The following is a 21,091-nucleotide window of genomic DNA, read 5'->3' as shown; positions in this document are numbered from 1 at the left end:
CCGTCCGCGTGGTTCGACTTCGCTCACCATGCGGACTGATGTTTCAAACAGCCCTGAGCCGGATCCATCGCGAAGCGGGGATCAAACCAAAGACTCCCTGAGCCCGATCCATCGCGGCACGAAGTGGAGCGGGGATCAAAACCAGCACGCCGCACGTCCCAACGGACGCTGCGGGCGCTGGTGCTGGCTCAGCCGTAACTGCGCTGCTGGGGGAGCTGGTCGGCGGAGGCCTTGATGAATTTCGCAAGCTTTTCAGCGCTTTCGGCGCCCTGAACGGCGATCCGGCGCATCGCAATATAGGTTGGCACGCCGCCAATACCCATCTGCCGGAAGAGCTCTTCTTCCTTGCGGACCGCTTCCACGTCGGCATCCGAAAGCAGCAGCTTCTCGACGATATCCCGCTCCAGCCCGATCTCTTCGGCAATGTCGCAGAGCACGTCATGATCGCCAATATCGCGGGCGTGTTCGAAATAAGCGGAAAAGAGCGCTTCCTTGGCCTCCGCGCCCTTGCCTTGTCCCTGCGCCCAGCGAACGAGGCGATGGGCATCGAAACTGTTGGGGCGGTGGCGCAATTCGCTGAAATTATAAGGGATATCCTCTTCCTGTCCGTACTGGACGAGGGCTTCGCGCATTGCCACCCAGCGGCTGTCTTCGGTTTCCGGGCCGAACTTGCTGGCCATGTAGTCGCGATAGTTCACCCCGCCTTCGGGAATGGTCGGATCGAGTTCGAAGGGCCGGAAGAGAAGTTCGACCTCTATCTCCGGCACCAGCGCAATCGCGCTCTGTATCCGGCGAAGGCCAAGCCAGCACCAGGGGCAGACAAGGTCGGACACCATTTCGATGGTCAGTTTGGTCATGAGGCTGGCTCCTGGCTGGTTGGCCAGCATTCCCGGCTGGCAGGTTCAGACGGCCACGGCGGGCCTTGCTGGCTTGGAAGAGGCTTCCTTGAGGACGCCCCAATAGCCTTGCTTGACTTCCATCTGGGCGGTCACGCCCTTCTTCGCAAGCAGCTTGTGAGCGCGCGGAAGCCGGTAGCAGGGCAGGTGCATGAACATGTGATGCTCGCAGTGATAGTTCACCCAGTAAGGCGCGATCAGCAGCTTCTCCCACCAGCTGGCAAGCGTCGTGCGGGCATGGCGCATCGGGTCTTCATGATCCGGCACGACGGCATGCTCGGCAATATTCCGCAGCCGGGTCACAAGCTGGTTCCACGTCGCCATGGGGAGCAGCCAGAGCACGAAGTAAGCCCACCAGTATCCGGCAATTGTCAGGCCTGCGAGCAGGATCAGATTGGTCGCAAGGAAAGGAATCACGGCCTCGCGCGCCGATTGAGCCCTGTTGGTCTGGCCTTTCGACTTGCGGATGCCGAGACCCATCGCATTGGCGAACTGGTTGCGGCGCTGCTTGAAGAAAGTCTGGCCCGTGAGGTCCCGGATGATCTTGCGGTGAAGGGACTGGCGGGTCACGGGGAAGGGCGCCGAGAGGCCGAGATCGGGGTCTTCAGGCTGCTGGGCGTATTTGTGATGGGTGAGGTGGTAATTGCGGTAATTGCCGAGGTGCGCGCCCACCGGCGCGGCGCAGATCCACTGGCCGAGAAAGTCGTTGATCCTGCGGTTGGAATGAAGCCCCCCATGGGCCGCTTCATGCATCAGGATCGCAAGGCCGAGCTGGCGCGCGCCAATCACGGGAATGGCTATGATCGCAAGCCAAGGCTGCCAGATCGCTGCGGCCATGGCGAGCGCAATGACAGCCCAGGCATGAACAACTGTGCCCGTTCCCAGAAGGTTGGACCGCTGGCTCACATGCGCCCACTCCTCGCGGGTGAACAGGTCCAGAGGGCGGATGCGTTTTGCAGCAGGCATATGATCAATCTACCCGATTGGCGCAGCGTCAGCCAAGAGGTTGTTGCGGCTTACAGCGCGGCGGCAACTGTGAAGCCCGCCACCAGGATGAGCCCCGCCCAGGCATTCGACCTGAAAACCTTCAGGGCCGTGCCCTTGTCTCGGTCGAGCGTGTGCACCTGCCAGATCGCGTGGACGAGGAAGGCAATCACGGTCAGCGCACCGATCCGGGTTGCGCCTGTGCCGGCTGCCGCCACAGCGAAGCAGGCGGCTGCGATGAGGAAAAACGAGAAAGCGCCGAGGATGACCCGCTCGCCCATCAGCCGGGCTGTGGATTTCACGCCGATCAGCGCATCGTCTTCTTCATCCTGGATGGCGTAGATCGTGTCATAGGCGATGGTCCAGGCCGCAAAGCCGAAGAACAGGATAAGCGTCCCGAACGAGACATGCACGGCGGTGGCGGCGGCCACCAGCGCGCCCCAGTTAATGGTCGCCCCGAGCCAGGCCTGCGGCCACCAGGTGATCCGCTTCATGAAAGGATAGGCCCCGATCAGAGGGATAGCGAGTAGCGCGACAATCTTGGCGTCCAGCGGCAGGCAAAGCCAAGCGAGAAAACCGACTAATAGCTGAACGCCGAGGAAGATGTATGCGTCCCGAAGGCTGACCTGGCCCGATGGCAATGGCCGGCTGGCTGTGCGCTCGACCTTCGCATCAAAATCCCGGTCGGTGATGTCGTTCCAGGTGCAGGCAGCCCCACGCATGACAATAGCGCCGATGGCGAACAGCAACTGCCACCAGATGTCGGTCCAGTAGAAGCCGGTCGAGATGCGCGTATAAGCGAACGACGCGAGCGTCGGGAGTATCACGAGCCATGTGCCGATCGGGCGATCGAGCCGGGCCAGCGCCGCAAAAGGAACCAGCTTTTCCGGCAGGGAAACGAGCCATTCCGGGAGGGCGCTGTCAGCTGGCGCCTGCGGCTTTTTCTCGATGTCCGCATCGACCGGATCAGTATCCCGGGAATCGTCTTTCGTTTCAGTCATGCCGCCCCTATAGCGAATTTTGCCCCTCAAGCGATAGAGATTGTCTTGCGATTCACAAACGCCAGAATGCCGTCGCGCGAGAGTTCCCTGCCAAAGCCGGACTGCTTGATGCCGCCAAAGGGCAGGCGCGGATCGCTGGCGACCTTCGCGTTTACAAAGGTCGATCCGGCCTCCAGGTCGCGAATGGCGATGTCGATGTCCGCTTCGTCCTGCGTGAAGATCGCCGAGCCCAAGCCGAAATCGCTGCGATTGGCACGTTCGATGGCTTGGGTCAGCGAGGTAACCTTCCACAGCCCGGCCACTGGCCCGAACATTTCCTCATGGGCTGCAGGCGCCATGTCGGGAATGTCTTCCAGAATCTGCGGCGCCAACCACCAGCCCTTCTCGGGCAGCGACTGAGGTTCAAGAAGAGGCTTCGCGCCGGCCTCTATGGATGCTCTGGTTTGCTTCTGCAGATCATCGCGAATGGCTTTCATGGCAAGCGGCCCGAGCTTTACGCCGTCTTCCAGCGGGTTGCCAATTGTTATCGCTTGCATGCCGGCGATGAACTTGTCGCGGAACTCGTCGTATATGTCCGCGTGAACCAGGAAGCGCTTGGCGGCGATGCAGGACTGACCGGAGTTCTGAATCCGGCCGTCTATGGCCGTTTCAACGGCGGAATCGAGATCGGCTGAGGGCATGACGATGAAGGCATCGGTGCCGCCCAGCTCCAGGACAGACGGTTTGATCTCGCCCCCAGCGGTTGACGCAACAGCACCGCCGGCTGGTCCGGATCCAGTCAGGGTGGTGGCTTTCACGCGTTTGTCCCTGAGAATACCTTCGACCTTCTCGGAACCGACCAGCAGTGTCTGGAAACAGCCTTCCGGGAAGCCTGCCTTGAGGAATATCTCCTCGATATCGATCGCGCACCGCCAGACATTTGAAGCATGCTTCAGCAGTCCGACATTACCAGCCATCAGGGCAGGCGCTGCGAATCGGAAAACCTGCCAGAACGGAAAATTCCATGGCATCACGGCGAGAACCGGCCCGATCGGGAGATGCCTGACATAGGCTTTGCTCGCATCGGTCTTGATGCGCTCATCGGCGAGGTAAGCTTCGCCATGTTCGGCATAGTGCCGGCAGACCCAGGCGCACTTGTCGATCTCGCCGAGCGCCTGGGACAGCGGTTTGCCCATTTCGAGCGTCATGTGGCGAGCAAGGCGCTCGCGGTCTTCTTCCATGATGCTGGCGGCCGCTTCGAACAATTCGGCTCTTTTTTCGAGGCTGGTCAGGCGCCAGTGCGTGAAGGTCTCAGCGGCAGCGGCAAGCCTGTGCTCGATCTCGACATCGTTGTGGGCTTCGAAAGTCTCGATGATCTCTTCGCTGGCGGGATTGATCGACTGGACGCTCATGGAAATTGCCTCGTTTGATGGCTTAACTCTTATCCGACACAAGACTATATGGGCGCGATGAGTTCCCCGCCCCGGATATACATTGATGCGCCTCTCGATGAGAGACAGGCTGTTTCTCTGGACGAGAAGCAGTCGAAGTACCTTACTCGTGTCATGCGTCTTGAGGATGGCGCGGATCTGCGCGTCTTCAATGGCCGGAACGGTGAATGGCGTGCCCGTCTGGTCCAGGAGAGTGCCAAGAAGGTCCAGGTGGAGCCGGTGGCCTGCACGCGCGAGCAGTATGCGGCGCCTGACCTTACGCTTCTGTTTGCGCCGCTAAAGAAGGCCCGCACCGATTTCGTCGTCGAAAAGGCCTGCGAGCTTGGAGTTCGGCGCATTCAGCCCGTGATGACAGAGTTTACGCAGTCCAGCCGGGTAAGAAGCGACCGGCTGCAGGCGGTCGTTATTGAAGCGGCAGAGCAGACCGAGCGAATGGATATTCCGACCGTTGAGGATGATGTTTCGCTATGGAAAGCGCTCGATCACTGGAACCCGACCGTCCCCCTCTACTATTGCGATGAGGCCGGCGAGGCTTTGCCCATGGCCGAGGCCTTAAGCCATGCGAAGGAGACGGCGGCCGGCCTGTTGATCGGTCCGGAAGGCGGTTTCTCCGCGGCTGAGCGCGAACGGCTGAGGTCGCTATCCTTTGTCAGGCCGGTGACGCTTGGTCCGCGAATCCTTCGTGCCGAGACGGCGGTCGTGTCGGCGCTCACACTTTGGCAGTCGCTGGTTGGCGACTGGCGCAATGATCCCTATCTGCCAAAAACATCCAACGGCTAGAGGGCAGCCTGCGCAATGACAACGCCGACTTCCGACATCGACGAATCCGCCCCGCGTATCGAGTCCAAGGCCGAAATGGTCGAATGGATGGAGGCAGGCTGCACGCCCAAGGCGGACTGGAAGATCGGGACCGAACACGAGAAATTCGGGTTTATCCGCGACGGGCTTCGTCCGCTTCCCTATGAAGGCGACGTTTCTGTGCGCGCGATGCTGGAAGGGCTCCGGGACCAGTTTGGCTGGGAGCCGATCATCGAAGGCGGACATCTGATCGGATTGAAAAAGGACGGCGCCAGCGTCAGCCTCGAGCCGGGCGGCCAGTTCGAACTGTCCGGCGCGCCGCTGGAGCATATCCATCAGACCTGCAATGAGGTCGGTGATCACCTGCGGGAGGTTCGCGAGATCGCAGACCCGCTGGGAATTGGCTTCCTGGGTATGGGCTCTTCGCCGCTCTGGTCGATGGACGAAACACCGATGATGCCCAAGGGCCGCTACAAGATCATGCGGGACTACATGCTCAAGGTCGGCCGGCTGGGCCGCGAGATGATGTTCCGGACCTGTACCGTGCAGGCGAACATGGATTTCTCCTCCGAAGCCGACATGGTGAAGAAACTTCGGGTCTCGCTCGCGCTGCAGCCGCTCGGGACCGCCCTTTTTGCCAATTCGCCATTCACCGAGGGACGGACGAATGGCTACCTGTCCTATCGCTCACACATCTGGACAGACACAGACCCGGACCGGTCCGGCATGCTACCCTTCATGTTCGAGGATGGGGCCGGGTTCGAGCGCTATGTCGACTACGCCCTTGATGTACCGATGTATTTTGTTCGCCGCGGCGGCAAGTACCTTGATGCGTCTGGCAAAAGCTTCCGTGACTTCATGGACGGAAAACTCGACATCCTTCCGGGAGAGAAACCGGCGATTGATGATTTTGTCGATCACCTGTCGACCATTTTCCCGGAAGTGCGCCTGAAACGCTTCCTTGAAATGCGCGGGTCTGATTCAGGCCCGTGGAGCCGGCTCTGTGCCTTTTCCGCCTTCTGGACCGGCGTTCTCTATGATCAGGATTCGCTTGATGCGGCCTGGGACCTTGTCAAAGACTGGAGCGCGCCGGAGCGCGAAGCCGTGCGCCTGTCGGTTGGAACGCTCGGCCTGAAGACGCCGGTACCGGGTGGACGGTCGATGCGGGACCTGGCTCTCGACGTCCTCGCTATCAGCCGGAACGGGCTGAAGGCGCGCAAGAAATACAATACGGCAGGCGACGACGAATCCGGCTTCCTGTCTGAGCTGGATGAAATCGCATCCTCGGGCCTCACGCCAGCCGACCGCTTGCTGGAACTCTATTACGGTGAGTGGGGCAGGCGGGTCGAACCAGCCTTCGATACACTGGCCTACTAGGGCGCATCTTGCGCCCTTCCCGGAACAAATGGCACATCCTTGCTTGAGCCGCGCGGGAACGCGTGGTGTTAGTAGCGTCACTTAGGGCAGATTTTGAGTCTCTGTAGAGAGGCTTGGGGAGTGAAAATGAGTGACGCAACCGCCGATGGCGTCTCGGTAGAGTCGGACCGTCCAACCATTCTTGGCCATCCTCGCGGCCTAGTAATCCTGTTTTTTGCGGAGATGTGGGAGCGCTTTTCCTATTACGGGATGCGCGGCCTGCTCATTCTCTATCTCACTTGGCATTTCCTGTTCGAAAGCGACTTCTCGCTGACGCTTTACGGCGCCTATGTGGCGCTTGTGTATCTGGGGCCGCTCCTCGGTGGCTATCTGGCGGACAAATACATCGGCTTTCGGAAGGCAGTGACTTTCGGCGCGATCTTGCTCGTGATTGGCCACGGTCTGATGGGCTTTCATGGCCCGAAAGCGAGCGAGGCCATCGTCATTGACGGGACGAGCTATGAGCTCACCCGCATGGAGTACGACGAGTCCCAGAGCCGGAACATTGTTGTCGATGGCGCAGAGGTGCCAATCCTGACGTTCGAGCAGCCTGAGAAGGGCTCCGATATTCGTAATATTTCCTACGAAACAGACGGCGGGACTGTTACGGCGACCGGTACGATCGAACGCGTTCAAAGCCCGCTTTACAGCACGATCCTTTTTCTCGCACTCGCCTTTATCGTGGCGGGTGTCGGCTTCCTGAAGCCGAACATCTCGACATGCGTTGGCGCGCTTTACGAAGAAGGTGACCGGCGCCGCGATGCGGGTTTCACCATCTACTACATGGGTATCAATCTGGGCTCTTTCCTGGCCGGTATCTTCTGCGCGATTGCGGCTGCGACGCTCGGCTGGTGGGCGGGCTTCGGTCTCGCCGCGGTCGGCATGCTGGCCGGCCTCATCGTTTTTGTGATTGGCCAGGACTGGCTGGAAGGACGTGCAGAGCCGCCCGCAGACGTCGATCTGAAAACGCCGGTCGTTGCCGGCATCAACCGTGAATGGCTAGTCTATCTTTCTGGATTTGCCTTCGTCATCGTCGCCTTTTTCCTGCTTCAGATCGCCGGGATCATGTCGCTGGCCATGCATGGGGTGTTCGCTGTCGTCACGACAGGCATTGTCATCTACATGCTTGCCAAGCTGGAGCCGGTCGCGCGCGACAAGATGATCGGCCTGCTAATCCTGATCGTTTCGTCGGTTCTGTTCTGGGCGCTGTTCGACCAGGGGCCGAGTTCGCTGAATCTATTTGCGGCCGCACACGTCACCAATGAAATTGGCGGCTGGGAGTTCCCGGCGCCGGTGCTGCAATCGGCCAATCCGCTGTTCATTATTATCTTCGCACCGATCATCGCGGCGCTGTGGACGTTCCTCGGCAAGCGCGGGAAGGAACCGAACGCCTTCTTCAAGTTTGGCTTGGCCATGGTTCAGATCGGGGCCGGCTTCTATGTGCTGAATCTCGGTATTGCCGGGGCGTCTGAAGGGGCAGATGGCACGATCAAGATCAGTGTCATCTTCATCGTCCTCATGTATCTCCTGCACACGACTGGTGAAGTCTTCCTGTCCCCGGTCGGCCTGTCGGCTGTTACCAAACTGTCCGTGAAGACGATTGTCGGCTTCATGATGGGCTTCTGGTTCCTGGCGTCGTCTTACGCCAACGTTATCGCAGCCCAGGTGGCCCGCGCGACGCAGGTGCCGGAAGGGGCGCCGGCGCAGCAGAGCATTGATGCATACAGTGCTGTTTATGCCCAGCTCGGTACGGCTGCCGTGGCGCTTGGCATCGTCCTGCTTGTGGCGAGCCCGTGGCTACGCAAGCTGACCCACGGCGCTGACGGCAGCGGCCCGAAAGAACGTCGCGGTGAGGTGGATGCGGCTGGCGTGACCCTGGATCGGAGCCCGGACTAGCGGAACGGCCGCACCGGCAGGTCGGCGTCGATCCAGCCGTCGGGGCCCATGACCCCGCCGGCAACGCTGGTGACGTTCTGATAGCCGGCAGCCAACAATTTGTCGCGCGCCTCAGTAGAACGGTTTCCCGAACGGCAGATGAGCGCGATACGCTGGCTCTTGTTGCCGCCGGTCACCCGGTCAACCTGGCTGATGAAATTGTCATCCGCGACAGAAACGGTATGCGCCGTGACCGGGACACCGGTCTGGGCCCACTCATCCGGGCGCCGTACATCAATCAGGATGCCGCCAGCCTTGCGGACCATGAGGTCAGCCCGGTTGACCGGCATTTCTGGTGGCAGGCCCTGAGCGAGGGCGGATGAGGCTAGCGGTCCGGCGGCCAGGACCGCGACAAAAACGGAAGCGATCAGTCGTTTCATCATATGAGTTTAGCACATTTCGATGGGAAGCGTCGTCACTCATCGGCACCGGCTTGCGTGGCACAGTGCGTTTACGTAAAGGTTGAGAAGGAAAACCGTGAGGGGGATGAATGCGGTTACTTCTGTGCGGCGTTTTGAGCCTCTGCGTGCCGGTCCTGTCAGGCTACGCGCAGGAAGTCGATTCCGACAGGGACGCCCGGCCGGTCGTCCCGCCGGTCCCGCGTTATCCGACCATGGCAGCGATCCTGGGTCTGCAAGGCACCTGTTCGGTGCACTTCTCCGTCGATGAGCAGGGACACCCATTCGGCCTGGTCACTTTCTGCACCGAGCCGATATTCTGCTACGAATCTAAACGCGCGGTCTCCCGGGTTAGGTTCGAACCAAAATATGAGAGTGGCGTCCCGGTGATGCGCACCGATGTCGTTTATCCACTCGAATACACGTTGTCGGACTACGATCCGGCGACCGGCGAACACGTCGCCAAACCGTTCCGGACCGACAAATCGCAGCGGCCCTGCCGGGAAGTGCCCGTCTCCTAACCGGCGCCGCCGACGGTCAACGAATCGACCTTGAGCGTAGGTTGGCCGACGCCGACCGGCACGGATTGGCCTGCCTTGCCACAGGTGCCGATACCGTCATCCATGGCGAAGTCATTGCCGATCATCGACACCTTGTTGAGTGCGGTCGGGCCGTGGCCAATCAGCGTCGCATTCTTCACCGGCGCGACGATCTTGCCGTTCTCGACCAGGTAAGCCTCGGTGCATTGGAAGACGAAATTGCCGGATGTGATATCGACCTGGCCGCCACCGAAATCGACGGCCCAGATGCCGCGCTTGATCGACTTCACGATTTCGTCCGGATCGTCCTGGCCGCCGAGCATAACCGTATTTGTCATGCGCGGCATGATGCCGGCGTCATAGGATTCGCGGCGGCCATTGCCCGTCGGCGCCATACCCATGAGGCGGGCATTCTGGCGATCCTGCATATAGCCCTTCAGGATGCCGTCCTCGATCAGCACCGTCCGCTGTGTCGGTGTGCCCTCATCATCGAAGGACAGCGAGCCCCGGCGCGCATCAATCGTGCCGTCATCGATCACGGTAACGCCCTTGGCGGCGACCTGCTCACCAATCCGGCCTGAATAGACAGAGGTCTGCTTGCGGTTGAAGTCACCCTCGAGGCCGTGGCCAACCGCTTCGTGAAGCAGGACGGCGGGCCAGCCCGGGCCCAGCACCACTTCCATTTCACCGGCGGGGGCAGGGATGGACTCGAGGTTGATCTCCGCCTTGCGAATCGCGCGCTCGGCGAGCGCTTTCCAGCGCGAGGGGGCGATCCATTCATCATAGGCGGCCCGGCCACCCGCGCCTGCGCTCGCCGATTCGCGGCGCCCGTCCTTTTCGAGGGTCACGGACACATTCAGCCGGACCAGCGGGCGCACATCGTGGAAGGCGTCGCCGCCCGGGCGCAGAACATCGATTTCCTCGCGGCTGCCGGCGAGCGACACCGACACCTGGACGACTCTCGGATCCTTGGCGCGGACCCATGCGTCGATCTCGGCCATCAGGTCGGTCTTGACCCCGAAGCCCGGGGCTTCAGTGGGGTCAATCGGTGCGTAGAGCCGCCGATTGGTGGGTTGAGGACTGACATCGAGCGAGCCCTTGTAGCCGCGTTTCGCGGCGGATGCGGTCTCTGCGGCGCGGCGGATCGCTTCGATTGTCAATTCGCCGGCATGTGCGTTGCCGCTGGCCTCTCCTGCAATCACCCGAAGGCCGAAGCCCTGACTGGTGTCGTATGAGGCCGACTTCAGCCGGCCGTCATCGAACAGGAAATGCTCCGAGCGCGCACGCTGGACAAAGATATCGCCATCGTCGGCGCCATCGCAGGCGTCCGCCAGAATGCTGGTTGCGGCCTGGCGGTCAAAGGGAAGGTCATTTTCTAGCATGCGCCGAGAATGGGGCCTTGCGCGCCGGGGTGCAAGAAGGCTTTCGCTGTTGTGCCTATTGGCGGACGGTGAAGCGGTCGAGTTGCTTCTCAGCCAGCTCCCAGCCCGGTTTCAGTTCCAGCGCTTTCTGGAAATCATTATAGGCACCGGGAAGGTCACCGGTATTTTCCCGCGCGATCGCCCGATTGTAATAGGCTGCGAAGATATCGATGGTTTCCAGTTCGATTGCCTTGTTGAGCGGTTCCAGCGCGAGGTCGAAATCCTTCTGGTAAATATGCGCGGCTCCCATATTCAGATAGGCCGCGCCGAGCTCCGGTTGCAGCTCTATCGCCTTTGCATAATCGTCCAGAGCATCCTCATGATCGCCTTCGCGCATGCGGATGACGCCGCGATTGACATAGGTCGCTGCGCGATTGGGGCGTGTCATGGTTTCTTCCTGCAAGGCCCGCGTACAGGTCTGATCGGCTGAGCGGAAAAGATAGTTGCCGCTCTTGGCGAGGTCGAAGCACTCCCTGGCCAGTCCGCCACCAACAACAAACACCTGCGCAGACGCGGTGGATACCGCAACAGACAACACAGCGCCCAGCATCAAAGCACGGTTCATGTTCTTTCTCCCGAGTTCACAACCAATACAATATAGCGCCTTTTGTTGAGCCCGGCGAACTGGCTGCGACAAATTTGAAAACACTGAGCGCTTGGGTGGACGCCTCGAAAGAGTGTAGTTATGGCAATGCTCGAACAAATCCTAGGGAGTCGGGTCTGTGCGTTTCCTTGTCACTCTTCTGAGCTTTTTCGGCTTCAGCGCGGCTGCGTTTGCCGCCGAACCTGTAAATGGTGCTCTGAATTTCCAGCCTGCTGCGACGCGTATCATGGAGCGTCTGCACGGCTTTCATACCTATCTTCTCGTGATCATCACCCTGATTACGATTTTCGTCCTTGCGCTGCTCATCGTCGTGATGGTGCGCTATAACAAGCGGGCCAACCCGGTTCCGCGCAAGTTCAGCCACAATACGGCGATCGAGATCATCTGGACGGTCGTTCCGGTCCTGATTCTCGTCGCGATTGCCGGCCCGTCCTTCTCGAACCTGTTCTATCAGGAAAATGAGCCGGACCTGGAAGTGATCGCCCAATCAAGTGACGATAATCCGAACATCTATCCTGACGCCGCGGCCGAAGGCTGGGTGACCGTGAAGGCGCAAGGCAACCAGTGGAACTGGACCTATTCCTTCCCGGACGAGCTGGACGATGGCGGTTACCCCGTTGAATTCGTGTCCAACCCGCTCCAGCGCGGTCTCAGCAGCGACCAGGACCTGGAAGGCGCACGCGGCCCGCGTAATCTCACGGTCGACTATCCGCTCGTGCTGCCGGTAAATCGCTATATTCGCTACCAGACGGCGGCGTCTGACGTCATTCACTCCTTCGCCATGCCGGCCTTCGGTATCAAAACCGATGCCGTGCCGGGCCGCCTGAACGAAGGCTGGTTTCTGGTTGAGGAGGAGGGCACCTATTATGGCCAGTGCTCCGAGCTTTGCGGCAAGGACCACGCCTTCATGCCAATCGAGATTCGCGTTGTCAGCGCAGATGTTTATGACGCCTGGATCTCGTCGCTCAAGGCGGGCGAATTCGATGCGGCTTTCGAAGCCCTTCCGGCCCGCCAGCAAACCGTTTCAACCGATGTGCCGACGGACGCTTCCATGCGCCTCGCCCAGGCCCAGTAGTTTCAGAGGAATTTTCTGACATGGCTATGGATCAAGTCTCGACAGCCCACGACGATCACGCACACGATCACAAGCCGGGCTTTTTTACACGCTGGTTCCTTTCAACGAACCACAAGGACATCGGTACGCTGTACTTGGTGTTCGCGCTGGTCGCGGGGATCGTCGGCTACACGCTGTCAGGCCTCATCCGGCTTGAGCTTGCGCAGCCGGGCATCGGGCCGCTTACCGGCCTGATGGAGTTCTTCGGTTACTCGGGCGATCAGGCGATCGAACACGCCAAGCACTTCTACAACGTCGTGATCACCTATCACGGCCTGATCATGATCTTTTTCATGGTTATGCCCGCCCTGATCGGTGGTTTCGGCAACTGGTTCGTCCCGCTGATGATCGGTGCACCCGACATGGCGTTCCCGCGGATGAACAATATTTCGTTCTGGCTGACGGTTGCCGCCTTCATCATGGCGTGCATCTCGATGCTCATCCCGGGCACCGGTCAGTTCCTCGGTTTCGGCGGCGGCTGGGTGCTCTATCCGCCTCTGTCGAGTGCAACTGGTCACCCTGGACCGTCCATGGACCTGTTGATCCTGTCGCTGCACACGGCCGGTATCGCTTCTATCCTTGGCGCCATCAACTTCATCGTGACGATCCTCAACATGCGTGCGCCGGGCATGACGCTGCACAAGATGCCGCTGTTTGCCTGGTCGGTGCTCGTGACGGCTGTCCTGCTGCTGCTCGCGCTTCCGGTCCTCGCCGGTGCCCTGACCATGCTGCTGACAGACCGGAACTTCGGATCTCAGTTCTTTGATCCATCCGGCGGCGGTGACCCGATCATGTTCCAGCACCTGTTCTGGTTCTTTGGTCACCCGGAAGTCTACATCATGATCCTGCCGGCCTTCGGCATCATCTCGCACATTGTGTCGACCTTCTCGAAGAAGCCGGTCTTCGGCTATCTCGGCATGGCTTACGCCATGGTGTCCATTGGCGCGATCGGCTTCATCGTCTGGGCTCACCATATGTACACCGTCGGCATGCCGTCCGACATGAAGGCCTATTTCGTTGCGGCGACCATGGTCATCGCGGTGCCGACCGGCATCAAGATATTCTCGTGGATCGCGACCATGTGGGGCGGTTCGATCGACTTCGAAGTGCCTATGGTCTGGGCGATCGGGTTCATCTTCCTGTTCACCGTTGGCGGTGTGACGGGCGTCGTTCTGGCCAATGCCGGTATCGACCATGCCCTGCACGACACCTACTACGTCGTCGCGCACTTCCACTACGTGCTCTCTCTCGGCGCGGTGTTCGGCCTGTTTGCGGGCTGGTACTACTGGTTCGAGAAAATGTTCGGCGTGAAGTACAACAAGGCGATCGGCTATGCCCACTTCTGGACGATGTTCATCGGCTCCAACCTGCTGTTCTTCCCACAGCATTTCCTCGGGCTTAACGGCATGCCGCGCCGCTACATCGACTATGCGGACGGGTTCACCACCTGGCACTTCTGGTCATCGATCGGCTATGCCGTGACGATGGTTGCCACCGCCATCTTCTTCATTGGCCTGATCGAGGCGGCTATCCGTCGCCGCAAGGGTGCAGCCAATCCGTGGGGCGAAGGTGCTACGACGCTTGAGTGGACGCTGCCTTCGCCGCCGCCATTCCACCAGTTCAACGAGCTTCCGGAAGTGAAGCCCGACAGCCATCACTAATGGCGTGAACGCGGGTACAATTCGAGGGGCGGCCCTTTGCGACTGATGCGCGAAGGGCCGTTTCCACTCCAGACGACAGGACCTGAAACCATGTCTTCGACCGACGCATCCGACCTGCAACTGCCGCGCACCCGGCCGGCCACCGCGGTTGACTATGTGCAGCTGATGAAGCCGCGCATCATGATGCTTGTGGTCTTTACGGCGCTGGCCGGTCTTGTCGCTGCGCAGAGCGTGACCGGTGTTTCGATCAATCCTGTCATGGCTGGCATTGCGACCCTGGCAGTCGCGCTAGGCTCCGGGGCCGCCGGGGCCATAAACATGTGGTATGACGCCGACATCGACAGCGTCATGAAGCGCACGTCGACGCGGCCAATTCCATCTGGCGCCGTGCCGCGTGACGAAGCCCTTGCCATGGGGCTGATCATGTCGGGCGTCTCGGTCCTGTTGATGTGGCTGGCCTCGAATGCGCTGGCCGCGGGCCTGCTTGCCCTGTCGATTGCCTATTATGGCTGGTTCTACACCATGCTCCTAAAACGCCGCACGCCACAGAACATCGTTGTTGGAGGCGCTGCAGGGGCTTTCCCGCCAGTCATCGGGTGGGCGGCGGTGACAGGGTCGACGACACTCGACGCCTGGCTGCTGTTTGCCATCATTTTCTTCTGGACCCCGCCGCACTTCTGGGCGCTGTCGCTTCTCGCCCACAAGGAATACGAGAAGGCGGGCGTGCCCATGCTGCCGGTGACGCACGGCGCCGCGGCCACGCGAAACCAGATCCTCGCCTACACCATCTTTCTGGCACCGCTTGGCGCGCTGCCGGTGTTTACCGGATTGGGCGGTGTCGTTTACGCCGTCGTCTCAGTCATTCTGGGCGCAGCGTTCCTGTATCTCGCCGCGCGCGTTTGGCGTAGCGATGCCGGAGATGCCGGTGCAGCGCCTGCAAGCCTGAAAAAGGCGAAGGGACTGTTCGGCTTCTCGATCCTATATCTCTTCCTGCTGTTTGCCGCACTCATCGCAGAGCATGGGTTCGGCGCCTATATCGCCGTCCCGGGGCTGGCATGAGCGACGATCGCCCAACCCCTCCTGATCTGGATGACGAAGCGCGCAAGGCGCAGAAACGGCGCAATTTGTGGCTGGCCTTGGCCCTTGTCGCATTTGTCGTGCTCGTGATCGTTACCACGATGGTGCGGCTTGGCGGGGGCGTACCGGAGCGGATGTGATGACCAACTCGACCAAGACTCTTCTTATCACCGTGGTTGCCGCGCTTGGCATGCTTGGCCTCGCCTTCGCGTCCAAGCCGCTTTACGACACGTTTTGCCGCGTGACCGGTTTTGGTGGAACGACACAAATTGCCGAGGCCGCGCCGGAAGACATCCTGGATCGTCACCTCAATATCCGGTTCGACGCGAACGTCATCGATGCGCCGGTCCTGTTCCGGCCGCTCCAGACCAGCATGGACATCAAGGTCGGCGAACACGGCCTTGCGTTTTACGAAGTTTCCAACACGTCGAAGAATGATGTTAGCCTGATGGCTTCCTACAATGTGACGCCTCACAAGGCTGGGCTCTATTTCAATAAACTGGAGTGTTTCTGCTTCACAGAGCGGATTGTGAAGGCGGGGGAGACGAAAAAACTGCCCGTGGTTTTCTTCATCTCGCCGGACCTGGACAGGGAGCGTAACATGGATGATGTCCGCACCATCACGCTCTCCTATACCTTCTATCAGACGGACAGTTTCGAGGGTGCGGCGAATTCGGCTGCACTCAACTGAGGTGTTGCGACTCTTTGGCGGCGCACGCTAAAAGGCGCCAGAATTATTGGGACTATGCGAGGGATGCCGGCCGATGGCTCATGATGAAGTAAAACACGACTACCACCTGGTAAATCCGTCGCCCTGGCCGCTGTTCGGCTCGATGGGCATGATCGTTCTGGCGCTTGGCGCCGTGACCTACATGAAGGGCCTGTTCGGCATGCCGGAAGGCACCTGGTGGTTGTTGGCGGTCGGTTTTGCCAGCATTATCTGGGTCATGGTCGGCTGGTGGCGCGAAGTCATCAAGGAAGGCCGCCAAGGCGATCATACACCCGTCGTGCAGATCGGCCTGCGCTACGGCATGATCCTGTTTATCGCTTCGGAAGTCATGTTCTTCGTGGCCTGGTTCTGGAGCTTCTTCGAGTTTGCGATCTTCCATGGCGCCCGCGTCGGCGAGACGTTCGATGTCTCAAACCCGATCTACCAGGAAGGCCTGAGCCGCTTCGCAGAATGGCCGCCGGCCGGTGTCGAGGTGTTCGACCCGTTCCACCTGCCGCTGATGAACACGCTGGTCCTGCTGCTCTCGGGCACGACCGTGACCGCAGCCCACCACGCCCTGCAGCATGATAACCGCAAGACCGCGATCCTGATGCTCTTCATCACGATCGTGCTCGGTGTCAGCTTCACCGGCCTGCAGGTGCTCGAATACACCCATGCTGGCTTCACCTATGACGGCACGCTCTATGGCTCCGCCTTCTTCATGGCGACTGGCTTCCACGGCGCGCACGTGGTGATCGGCACGATCTTCCTGATCGTCTGCCTGATCCGCCTGATGAGCGGCGGCATGTCTGCCAAGAAGCATCTCGGTTTCGAATTCGCCGCCTGGTACTGGCACTTCGTGGACGTCGTCTGGCTGTTCCTGTTCGCCTTCGTCTACGTCATCCCGTACCTGGTGATGGGCCACTAGTTTACCGTGGCACGCGAGGTCTCTCCCATTTCGGCCGGGCTGCGCTGTCGCTGCCCGGCCTGCGGGGAAGGCCCGGTATTCAGATCATATCTGGAGTTTGCTCCGTCCTGCACGGCTTGCGGGGCAGACTTCTCGAAAGCCGACTCGGGTGACGGGCCGGCTTTTTTCGTCATGTTCCTGCTCGGCATCCTGATCATGCCGCCTGTGCTGCTGGTGCAGGCGTTGTTCTCGCCGCCCTTCTGGGTGCACCTCATCCTCTGGACGCCGGTCATCGTGGTCCTTGCCGTTATGCTTCTGCGGCCGTTCAAGTCGCTGATGTTCGCCCTGCAATGGAAGAACAAGGCAGAAGAAGCGCAATGGTCTGACGGGGGCCCTGGCGGAGACGCACAATGAGCTTCCGTCCCCTTCCGCTGATGAGCGTCCTGACCATTGTCAGCCTCGCCATCCTGATCTGGCTGGGAAACTGGCAATACGGCCGATACTCGGAAAAAGTAGGCAAGGCGCCAGAAGAGGCGGCCCAGTTCGGGCCTGTGCTGGTCGACGTCGACACGGCCAATCCCGGCAATACGCAACAGGTCTACGGCATTGTCGACGGCGAAGCGGTTTGGCGGCGTTACCTGCCGGGCCGGATCGACGGACAGGGCGAGCTGGTGCTCGTGCTCTGGGACGCAACGTCTGGCACAATGCCGGTGCCGATGGCCATCTCGGATGCCGGTCCGGTTGCCTATGAAGCGAACGTCTTCATCCGTGAACCCGGCAAGCAGGGCTTCGGCGGCAAGAACGATCCCGCCAACGATTCCTGGTATCATTTTGATGGCCGCGCGATGCTCTCCAATCTCGGATACGAGATGGACACGCAGCCCCGCGTGGTCGAACCGGATATCCTGACGGTTCGGCTGGCTGATGAGCCTTCGCGCTCGCGCCAGACCGAGAATCCCTATGCGACCCCTGTCGTCCGCGACCCGCTGCCGCCAGAGCGCCATTTCGGATACGCGCTGACATGGTGGGGGCTGGCCATCGCGCTCATTGGCGTGTACGCCGCCTTCCATCATTCCAGAGGGCGGCTGCGCTTCAAGAAGCAGGACTAGAGCTAGAGCCATGAAATTCATCTCGACCCGCGGCCAGGCCAGCCCGGCCAGTTTTGTCGATGCGTGCCTGTCAGGGCTGGCCCCGGACGGCGGCCTTTTCGTTCCCGAGACATGGCCCCGGATTGAACCGGCGGAACCGAACGAAAACTATGTCGACGTAGCCGTTCGCGTACTCGCGGCCTTCGCCGAGGATGAACTCGATGAGGCGACCCTGCGGGGCATCTGCGAGCGGGCCTATGCGAGTTTCGCGCACCAGTCCGTCGCGCCACTCGTTCAGTGGGGGCCGAATGCCTTCCTGATGGAGCTGCATCACGGGCCGACACTGGCGTTCAAGGATGTGGCGATGCAACTCATCGCGCAATTCTTCGATACGGTTCTTTCCCGCCGGGGTGAGCGGATGAGCGTAACCTGCGCGACCTCCGGCGATACGGGCGGCGCAGCCGCGGCGGCTTTCGCCGGGGCGAGCAATGTCGACCTCTTCATCCTGCATCCATTTGAGCGTATTTCGCCCGTCCAGCGCCGCTTCATGACGACGACGGGAGCGAGCAACGTCCACAATATTGCGATCGACGAGGACTTCGATGCCTGCCAGGCCATCGTGAAAGCCCTCTTTGCCGACCGCGACTTTGTCGTGCGGTCGGGCCTGTCGGGCGTGAACTCGATCAACTGGGCCCGGATCGCCGCGCAGGCCGTATACTATGCCACAGCGCAGGCAGCGCTTGGCACGGACCGTCCGCTGCGCTTCGTCGTGCCGAGCGGCAATATGGGCGATGCTTTGGCCGGCTATGTTGCGGCCCGCTGTGGCCTGCTGCATGGATTCGAAGCCGTCTGCGCCGTGAATGAGAACGATGCGCTGCGCGTCCTCCTCGGGGAAGGGCGCATGGCGCGGGCGAGTGCCGTCTCGACGCCGAGTCCAGCCATGGATATCTCCATCCCGAGCAATTTCGAGAGGATCGCATTCGAAGCATCTGGCCGCGATGCGGACCTGATCCGTCAGATCTACAACCAGTTCGCACAAGGTGGCGACGTGGGCCTGCCGGAAAAAATCAAGGGCCCGCTGGCTTGCACGGGCCTCAGCGCGAAGCGCGTCTCGAACACCAATACGCTGGAAGAAATGAAGCGCGTGCATGACGAGACAGGCTGGCTCATCTGCCCGCATACCGCTGTCGGCACCTCGGTCGCGCGCAGCCTGCCCGAGAGTGACGCCATGACCGTTGTCCTGGCCACGGCACATGCGGCGAAGTTTCCCGAAACCGTCGAAAAGGCGACGGGTCTGACACCGGACCTGCCGCACCGGGTACAGGACGTGATTGCGCGCGACGAAGAATTCGACCGCGTCGCAAACGATCTAGCTGTGGTCAGGACCTTTATTCGCGACCATCAGCGCCTCTAGACCTCTCGCCAGCGAAGCTGGAAAGAACTAGGCTGACATCATGCAAAACGAAACCGCCACCACTGTTGGCCATTGGTCCTGGGATCCGGACCTGAAACGTTTGCGCATCGATCCGGACCGGAGTGCGGCGCTCGACGATATCAGTGGTTCCTGGTCACTGAACGCGCTCGGCGTCCTGCTGGATGGGTTCAGCCGGAGCCGGCTTGAGCGCGCGCTCGACCCAGCCTCCGGAGCCCGCAGGGACATCGCATGTGCGGTCGGCCTGTCGAGCGGGGGCGCCATTCGTCTGGTCGGCCGGTTTGATGCGCGTGGCGGCGCCTCTGGCGACCTCGTCCGCGATGATACGTCTCTTGATGGCGGCATCATCCCTGCGCCCGGGCCGGGGCTGGATGCCGCGTTTCAGCCGATCGTGTCTTTGACGACAGGCCGCATTGCCGGTTTTGAAGCACTGGCGCGCTGGGACGGTGCACCGCCCTCGCACCAGGCTGGCGGACAGGCGCTGAGCGATGATGCCCTGGCGCCAAACATGCTGATCCGGGCCAGCGAGGCGCTGGCATCATGGCAGAAAGCTGGGCACCACGGCCTGTTCGTGAATGTCAATCTGACGGGGCGCGATCTTGCCAGTGAGGATCTGCCCAGCCTTGTTGAAGCGCTGGTATCAGGTCATGGTTTTTCGCGGGGCCAGCTTCGTATCGAGCTGACCGAGCAGGCGGCCCTGCGCGATGACGTTGAAGCCGTCCGTGTTGCAACGGCCCTTAAAGAGGTGGGCGCCGGCGTCATCCTTGATGATTTTGGATCGGGGCATTCGTCGTTTTCCTGGCTCGCCTCTCTGCCTGCCGATGGCCTGAAGATCGATCCCGATCTCATTCGCCAGACCGGTTCGGAAAAGGTTCGCGTAATCCTCGAAACGATCACGTTGCTCGCCTCGCGCCTGAAGATGAGCACGACGGCGGAGGGTATCGAGAATCTGGAACAGATCGGCCTGCTACGCACGCTTGGCTTCCAGTATGCGCAGGGCTTTGCCTTTTCCCATCCGGTTTCTGCGACCGAGGCAGCGAGGCTCCTGGTCTCGGCCGGGGAGCAGGGCGGCTAGGCAGTCCCGCCGCCGAAATGGAGCCGCGAGGCGTCTATGCCGATCAGCTCCAGTGCGCGGGCCCACTTGTCTTCATGGCGGGTGCCATAGACGAGGTCGGGGTCGACAGTGCCGATCAGCCAGGCATTTTCAGCAATCTCGCTTTCGAGCTGTCCAGGCCCCCAACCGGAATAGCCCAGCGCCATCATCGATTCGCGGGGCGCTTCGCCGGTTGCGATGGCCACAAGGATGTCGCGCGTGGCGGTCAGGCAGCAATTATCGCCGATATCCATGGTCGCGCCGTCAGAGTAAAAATCGTCTGTATGGACAACGAAGCCGCGGTCTGTGCCAACCGGTCCGCCGCTCAAAACGGCCGTGTCGGGAACGCGGATATCCTGCTCGATGCCCAATTGGGTCAACAGTTGTGGCAGGGTGAGGTCATCGATCGGCTTGTTGAGGGTGATGCCCATGGCGTAATCGGGCTCATGCGCGCAGACCATCACGAGGGATCGGGAAAAGCGGCTGTCACCAATCCCGGGCATGGCGATAAGGAGTTTGCCGGTCAGGTCCTCAATCATGGCCTGTGCCCTTTCTTCACCAGACAGGCTGACTCAGGGGCCATGGATT

22 protein-coding genes are annotated in these 21,091 nt (G+C 60.8%); 14 read left to right on the top strand and 8 right to left on the bottom strand.

The annotated features are described in order from the left end of the window. Positions 1-188: 188 nt before the first annotated feature. The 4 genes from D1227_RS18840 to D1227_RS18825 are packed head-to-tail and all read right to left on the bottom strand — an operon-like array spanning position 189 to position 4,272. On the bottom strand, positions 189-857 hold the full coding sequence (locus D1227_RS18840) for a DsbA family oxidoreductase (protein ID WP_119405912.1): 669 nt from the start codon (positions 855-857) through the stop codon (positions 189-191). Positions 858-902: 45 nt separating this feature from the next. Beyond that, positions 903-1,862: a fatty acid desaturase family protein gene (locus D1227_RS18835; protein ID WP_119405777.1), complete on the bottom strand. Its 960-nt coding sequence runs from the start codon at positions 1,860-1,862 to the stop codon at positions 903-905. A gap of 50 nt (positions 1,863-1,912) precedes the next feature. Beyond that, positions 1,913-2,881, bottom strand: a complete 969-nt coding sequence (locus D1227_RS18830) for a 4-hydroxybenzoate octaprenyltransferase (RefSeq protein ID WP_119405776.1) — start codon at positions 2,879-2,881, stop codon at positions 1,913-1,915. Between the two features lie 26 nt (positions 2,882-2,907). After that, positions 2,908-4,272 (bottom strand): NAD-dependent succinate-semialdehyde dehydrogenase, encoded by a 1,365-nt coding sequence (locus D1227_RS18825; protein ID WP_119405775.1) that lies wholly within the window; start codon positions 4,270-4,272, stop codon positions 2,908-2,910. 57 nt (positions 4,273-4,329) lie between these two features. Between D1227_RS18825 and D1227_RS18820 the strand changes: the two genes are divergently transcribed. From D1227_RS18820 to D1227_RS18810, 3 genes are all read left to right on the top strand, one after another. Beyond that, the gene (locus D1227_RS18820) at positions 4,330-5,091 is read left to right on the top strand and encodes a 16S rRNA (uracil(1498)-N(3))-methyltransferase (protein WP_199288341.1); all 762 of its coding nucleotides are present in this window, start codon (positions 4,330-4,332) and stop codon (positions 5,089-5,091) included. Between the two features lie 15 nt (positions 5,092-5,106). Beyond that, positions 5,107-6,486, top strand: a complete 1,380-nt coding sequence (locus D1227_RS18815; protein ID WP_119376534.1) for a glutamate--cysteine ligase — start codon at positions 5,107-5,109, stop codon at positions 6,484-6,486. 126 nt (positions 6,487-6,612) lie between these two features. After that, positions 6,613-8,421 (top strand): peptide MFS transporter, encoded by a 1,809-nt coding sequence (locus D1227_RS18810; protein ID WP_119376535.1) that lies wholly within the window; start codon positions 6,613-6,615, stop codon positions 8,419-8,421. Here the strand turns inward: D1227_RS18810 and D1227_RS18805 are convergent. Next, positions 8,418-8,843, bottom strand: a complete 426-nt coding sequence (locus tag D1227_RS18805) for a rhodanese-like domain-containing protein (protein WP_119405773.1) — start codon at positions 8,841-8,843, stop codon at positions 8,418-8,420. The genes D1227_RS18810 and D1227_RS18805 overlap by 4 nt on opposite strands. 107 nt (positions 8,844-8,950) lie before the next feature. On the opposite strand from D1227_RS18805, the gene D1227_RS18800 reads away from it, so the two are divergent. Continuing rightward, a complete protein-coding gene (locus tag D1227_RS18800; protein WP_119405772.1) occupies positions 8,951-9,379 on the top strand; it encodes an energy transducer TonB in 429 nt (142 codons plus the stop codon). On the opposite strand, the gene tldD is transcribed toward D1227_RS18800, so the two are convergent. Together tldD and D1227_RS18790 are read right to left on the bottom strand one after the other, a co-directional pair. Next, positions 9,376-10,779 (bottom strand): metalloprotease TldD, encoded by a 1,404-nt coding sequence (gene tldD / locus D1227_RS18795; RefSeq protein ID WP_119405771.1) that lies wholly within the window; start codon positions 10,777-10,779, stop codon positions 9,376-9,378. The two genes, D1227_RS18800 and tldD, sit on opposite strands and share 4 nt — an antisense overlap. A gap of 55 nt (positions 10,780-10,834) precedes the next feature. Then, positions 10,835-11,383, bottom strand: coding sequence for a tetratricopeptide repeat protein (locus D1227_RS18790; protein ID WP_233349914.1), 549 nt, complete (start codon positions 11,381-11,383; stop codon positions 10,835-10,837). A 157-nt stretch (positions 11,384-11,540) separates the two neighbouring features. Here D1227_RS18790 and coxB point away from each other — a divergent pair, with 157 nt between their 5' ends. The 10 genes from coxB (at position 11,541) to D1227_RS18745 (ending at position 20,485) form a co-directional block, all read left to right on the top strand. Further along, on the top strand, positions 11,541-12,497 hold the full coding sequence (gene coxB, locus D1227_RS18785; RefSeq protein WP_119376539.1) for a cytochrome c oxidase subunit II: 957 nt from the start codon (positions 11,541-11,543) through the stop codon (positions 12,495-12,497). 26 nt (positions 12,498-12,523) lie between these two features. Beyond that, a complete protein-coding gene (gene ctaD, locus D1227_RS18780; protein WP_119405769.1) occupies positions 12,524-14,197 on the top strand; it encodes a cytochrome c oxidase subunit I in 1,674 nt (557 codons plus the stop codon). A gap of 90 nt (positions 14,198-14,287) precedes the next feature. Next, positions 14,288-15,256: a heme o synthase gene (cyoE, locus tag D1227_RS18775; RefSeq protein WP_119405768.1), complete on the top strand. Its 969-nt coding sequence runs from the start codon at positions 14,288-14,290 to the stop codon at positions 15,254-15,256. Then, positions 15,253-15,414 carry a hypothetical protein gene (locus D1227_RS20075; RefSeq protein WP_199288212.1) on the top strand — a complete coding sequence of 54 codons (162 nt, stop codon included), beginning with the start codon at positions 15,253-15,255 and terminating at the stop codon, positions 15,412-15,414. The genes cyoE and D1227_RS20075 overlap by 4 nt, the downstream gene beginning before the upstream one ends. Then, positions 15,414-15,965, top strand: a complete 552-nt coding sequence (locus D1227_RS18770; RefSeq protein ID WP_119376541.1) for a cytochrome c oxidase assembly protein — start codon at positions 15,414-15,416, stop codon at positions 15,963-15,965. The genes D1227_RS20075 and D1227_RS18770 overlap by 1 nt, the downstream gene beginning before the upstream one ends. A 73-nt stretch (positions 15,966-16,038) precedes the next feature. Continuing rightward, a complete protein-coding gene (locus D1227_RS18765; protein ID WP_119376542.1) occupies positions 16,039-16,911 on the top strand; it encodes a cytochrome c oxidase subunit 3 in 873 nt (290 codons plus the stop codon). A gap of 6 nt (positions 16,912-16,917) precedes the next feature. After that, on the top strand, positions 16,918-17,304 hold the full coding sequence (locus D1227_RS18760) for a DUF983 domain-containing protein (protein ID WP_119376543.1): 387 nt from the start codon (positions 16,918-16,920) through the stop codon (positions 17,302-17,304). After that, positions 17,301-17,999 carry an SURF1 family cytochrome oxidase biogenesis protein gene (locus D1227_RS18755; protein ID WP_119405767.1) on the top strand — a complete coding sequence of 233 codons (699 nt, stop codon included), beginning with the start codon at positions 17,301-17,303 and terminating at the stop codon, positions 17,997-17,999. The genes D1227_RS18760 and D1227_RS18755 overlap by 4 nt, the downstream gene beginning before the upstream one ends. A gap of 10 nt (positions 18,000-18,009) precedes the next feature. Next, the gene (gene thrC / locus D1227_RS18750) at positions 18,010-19,392 is read left to right on the top strand and encodes a threonine synthase (protein WP_119405766.1); all 1,383 of its coding nucleotides are present in this window, start codon (positions 18,010-18,012) and stop codon (positions 19,390-19,392) included. A 40-nt stretch (positions 19,393-19,432) separates the two neighbouring features. Then, a complete protein-coding gene (locus D1227_RS18745) occupies positions 19,433-20,485 on the top strand; it encodes an EAL domain-containing protein (RefSeq protein WP_119376546.1) in 1,053 nt (350 codons plus the stop codon). Here D1227_RS18745 and D1227_RS18740 read toward each other — a convergent pair. Then, the gene (locus D1227_RS18740; RefSeq protein ID WP_119376547.1) at positions 20,482-21,042 is read right to left on the bottom strand and encodes a YqgE/AlgH family protein; all 561 of its coding nucleotides are present in this window, start codon (positions 21,040-21,042) and stop codon (positions 20,482-20,484) included. The genes D1227_RS18745 and D1227_RS18740 overlap by 4 nt on opposite strands. Positions 21,043-21,091 lie beyond the last annotated feature (49 nt).

The organism is Henriciella mobilis (genome assembly GCF_003576315.1).
GTDB lineage: Bacteria > Pseudomonadota > Alphaproteobacteria > Caulobacterales > Hyphomonadaceae > Henriciella > Henriciella mobilis.
The sequence above is the reverse complement of the archived record's forward strand: the minus strand, read 5'-3'. Positions and strand labels throughout refer to the sequence as shown.

Coding starts and splice junctions, on each gene's coding strand:
- D1227_RS18835 (WP_119405777.1), bottom strand. CDS start 1,862: ATGCCTGCTGCAAAACGCATCCGCCCTCTGGACCTGTTCACCCGCGAG.
- D1227_RS18825 (WP_119405775.1), bottom strand. CDS start 4,272: ATGAGCGTCCAGTCGATCAATCCCGCCAGCGAAGAGATCATCGAGACT.
- D1227_RS18805 (WP_119405773.1), bottom strand. CDS start 8,843: ATGATGAAACGACTGATCGCTTCCGTTTTTGTCGCGGTCCTGGCCGCC.
- D1227_RS18745 (WP_119376546.1), top strand. CDS start 19,433: ATGCAAAACGAAACCGCCACCACTGTTGGCCATTGGTCCTGGGATCCG.
- D1227_RS18770 (WP_119376541.1), top strand. CDS start 15,414: ATGACCAACTCGACCAAGACTCTTCTTATCACCGTGGTTGCCGCGCTT.
- D1227_RS18800 (WP_119405772.1), top strand. CDS start 8,951: ATGCGGTTACTTCTGTGCGGCGTTTTGAGCCTCTGCGTGCCGGTCCTG.
- D1227_RS18815 (WP_119376534.1), top strand. CDS start 5,107: ATGACAACGCCGACTTCCGACATCGACGAATCCGCCCCGCGTATCGAG.
- D1227_RS18830 (WP_119405776.1), bottom strand. CDS start 2,881: ATGACTGAAACGAAAGACGATTCCCGGGATACTGATCCGGTCGATGCG.
- D1227_RS18790 (WP_233349914.1), bottom strand. CDS start 11,383: ATGAACCGTGCTTTGATGCTGGGCGCTGTGTTGTCTGTTGCGGTATCC.
- D1227_RS18810 (WP_119376535.1), top strand. CDS start 6,613: ATGAGTGACGCAACCGCCGATGGCGTCTCGGTAGAGTCGGACCGTCCA.
- thrC (WP_119405766.1), top strand. CDS start 18,010: ATGAAATTCATCTCGACCCGCGGCCAGGCCAGCCCGGCCAGTTTTGTC.
- D1227_RS18740 (WP_119376547.1), bottom strand. CDS start 21,042: ATGATTGAGGACCTGACCGGCAAACTCCTTATCGCCATGCCCGGGATT.
- D1227_RS18755 (WP_119405767.1), top strand. CDS start 17,301: ATGAGCTTCCGTCCCCTTCCGCTGATGAGCGTCCTGACCATTGTCAGC.
- tldD (WP_119405771.1), bottom strand. CDS start 10,779: ATGCTAGAAAATGACCTTCCCTTTGACCGCCAGGCCGCAACCAGCATT.
- D1227_RS18820 (WP_199288341.1), top strand. CDS start 4,330: ATGAGTTCCCCGCCCCGGATATACATTGATGCGCCTCTCGATGAGAGA.
- D1227_RS20075 (WP_199288212.1), top strand. CDS start 15,253: ATGAGCGACGATCGCCCAACCCCTCCTGATCTGGATGACGAAGCGCGC.
- D1227_RS18840 (WP_119405912.1), bottom strand. CDS start 857: ATGACCAAACTGACCATCGAAATGGTGTCCGACCTTGTCTGCCCCTGG.
- ctaD (WP_119405769.1), top strand. CDS start 12,524: ATGGATCAAGTCTCGACAGCCCACGACGATCACGCACACGATCACAAG.
- D1227_RS18765 (WP_119376542.1), top strand. CDS start 16,039: ATGGCTCATGATGAAGTAAAACACGACTACCACCTGGTAAATCCGTCG.
- cyoE (WP_119405768.1), top strand. CDS start 14,288: ATGTCTTCGACCGACGCATCCGACCTGCAACTGCCGCGCACCCGGCCG.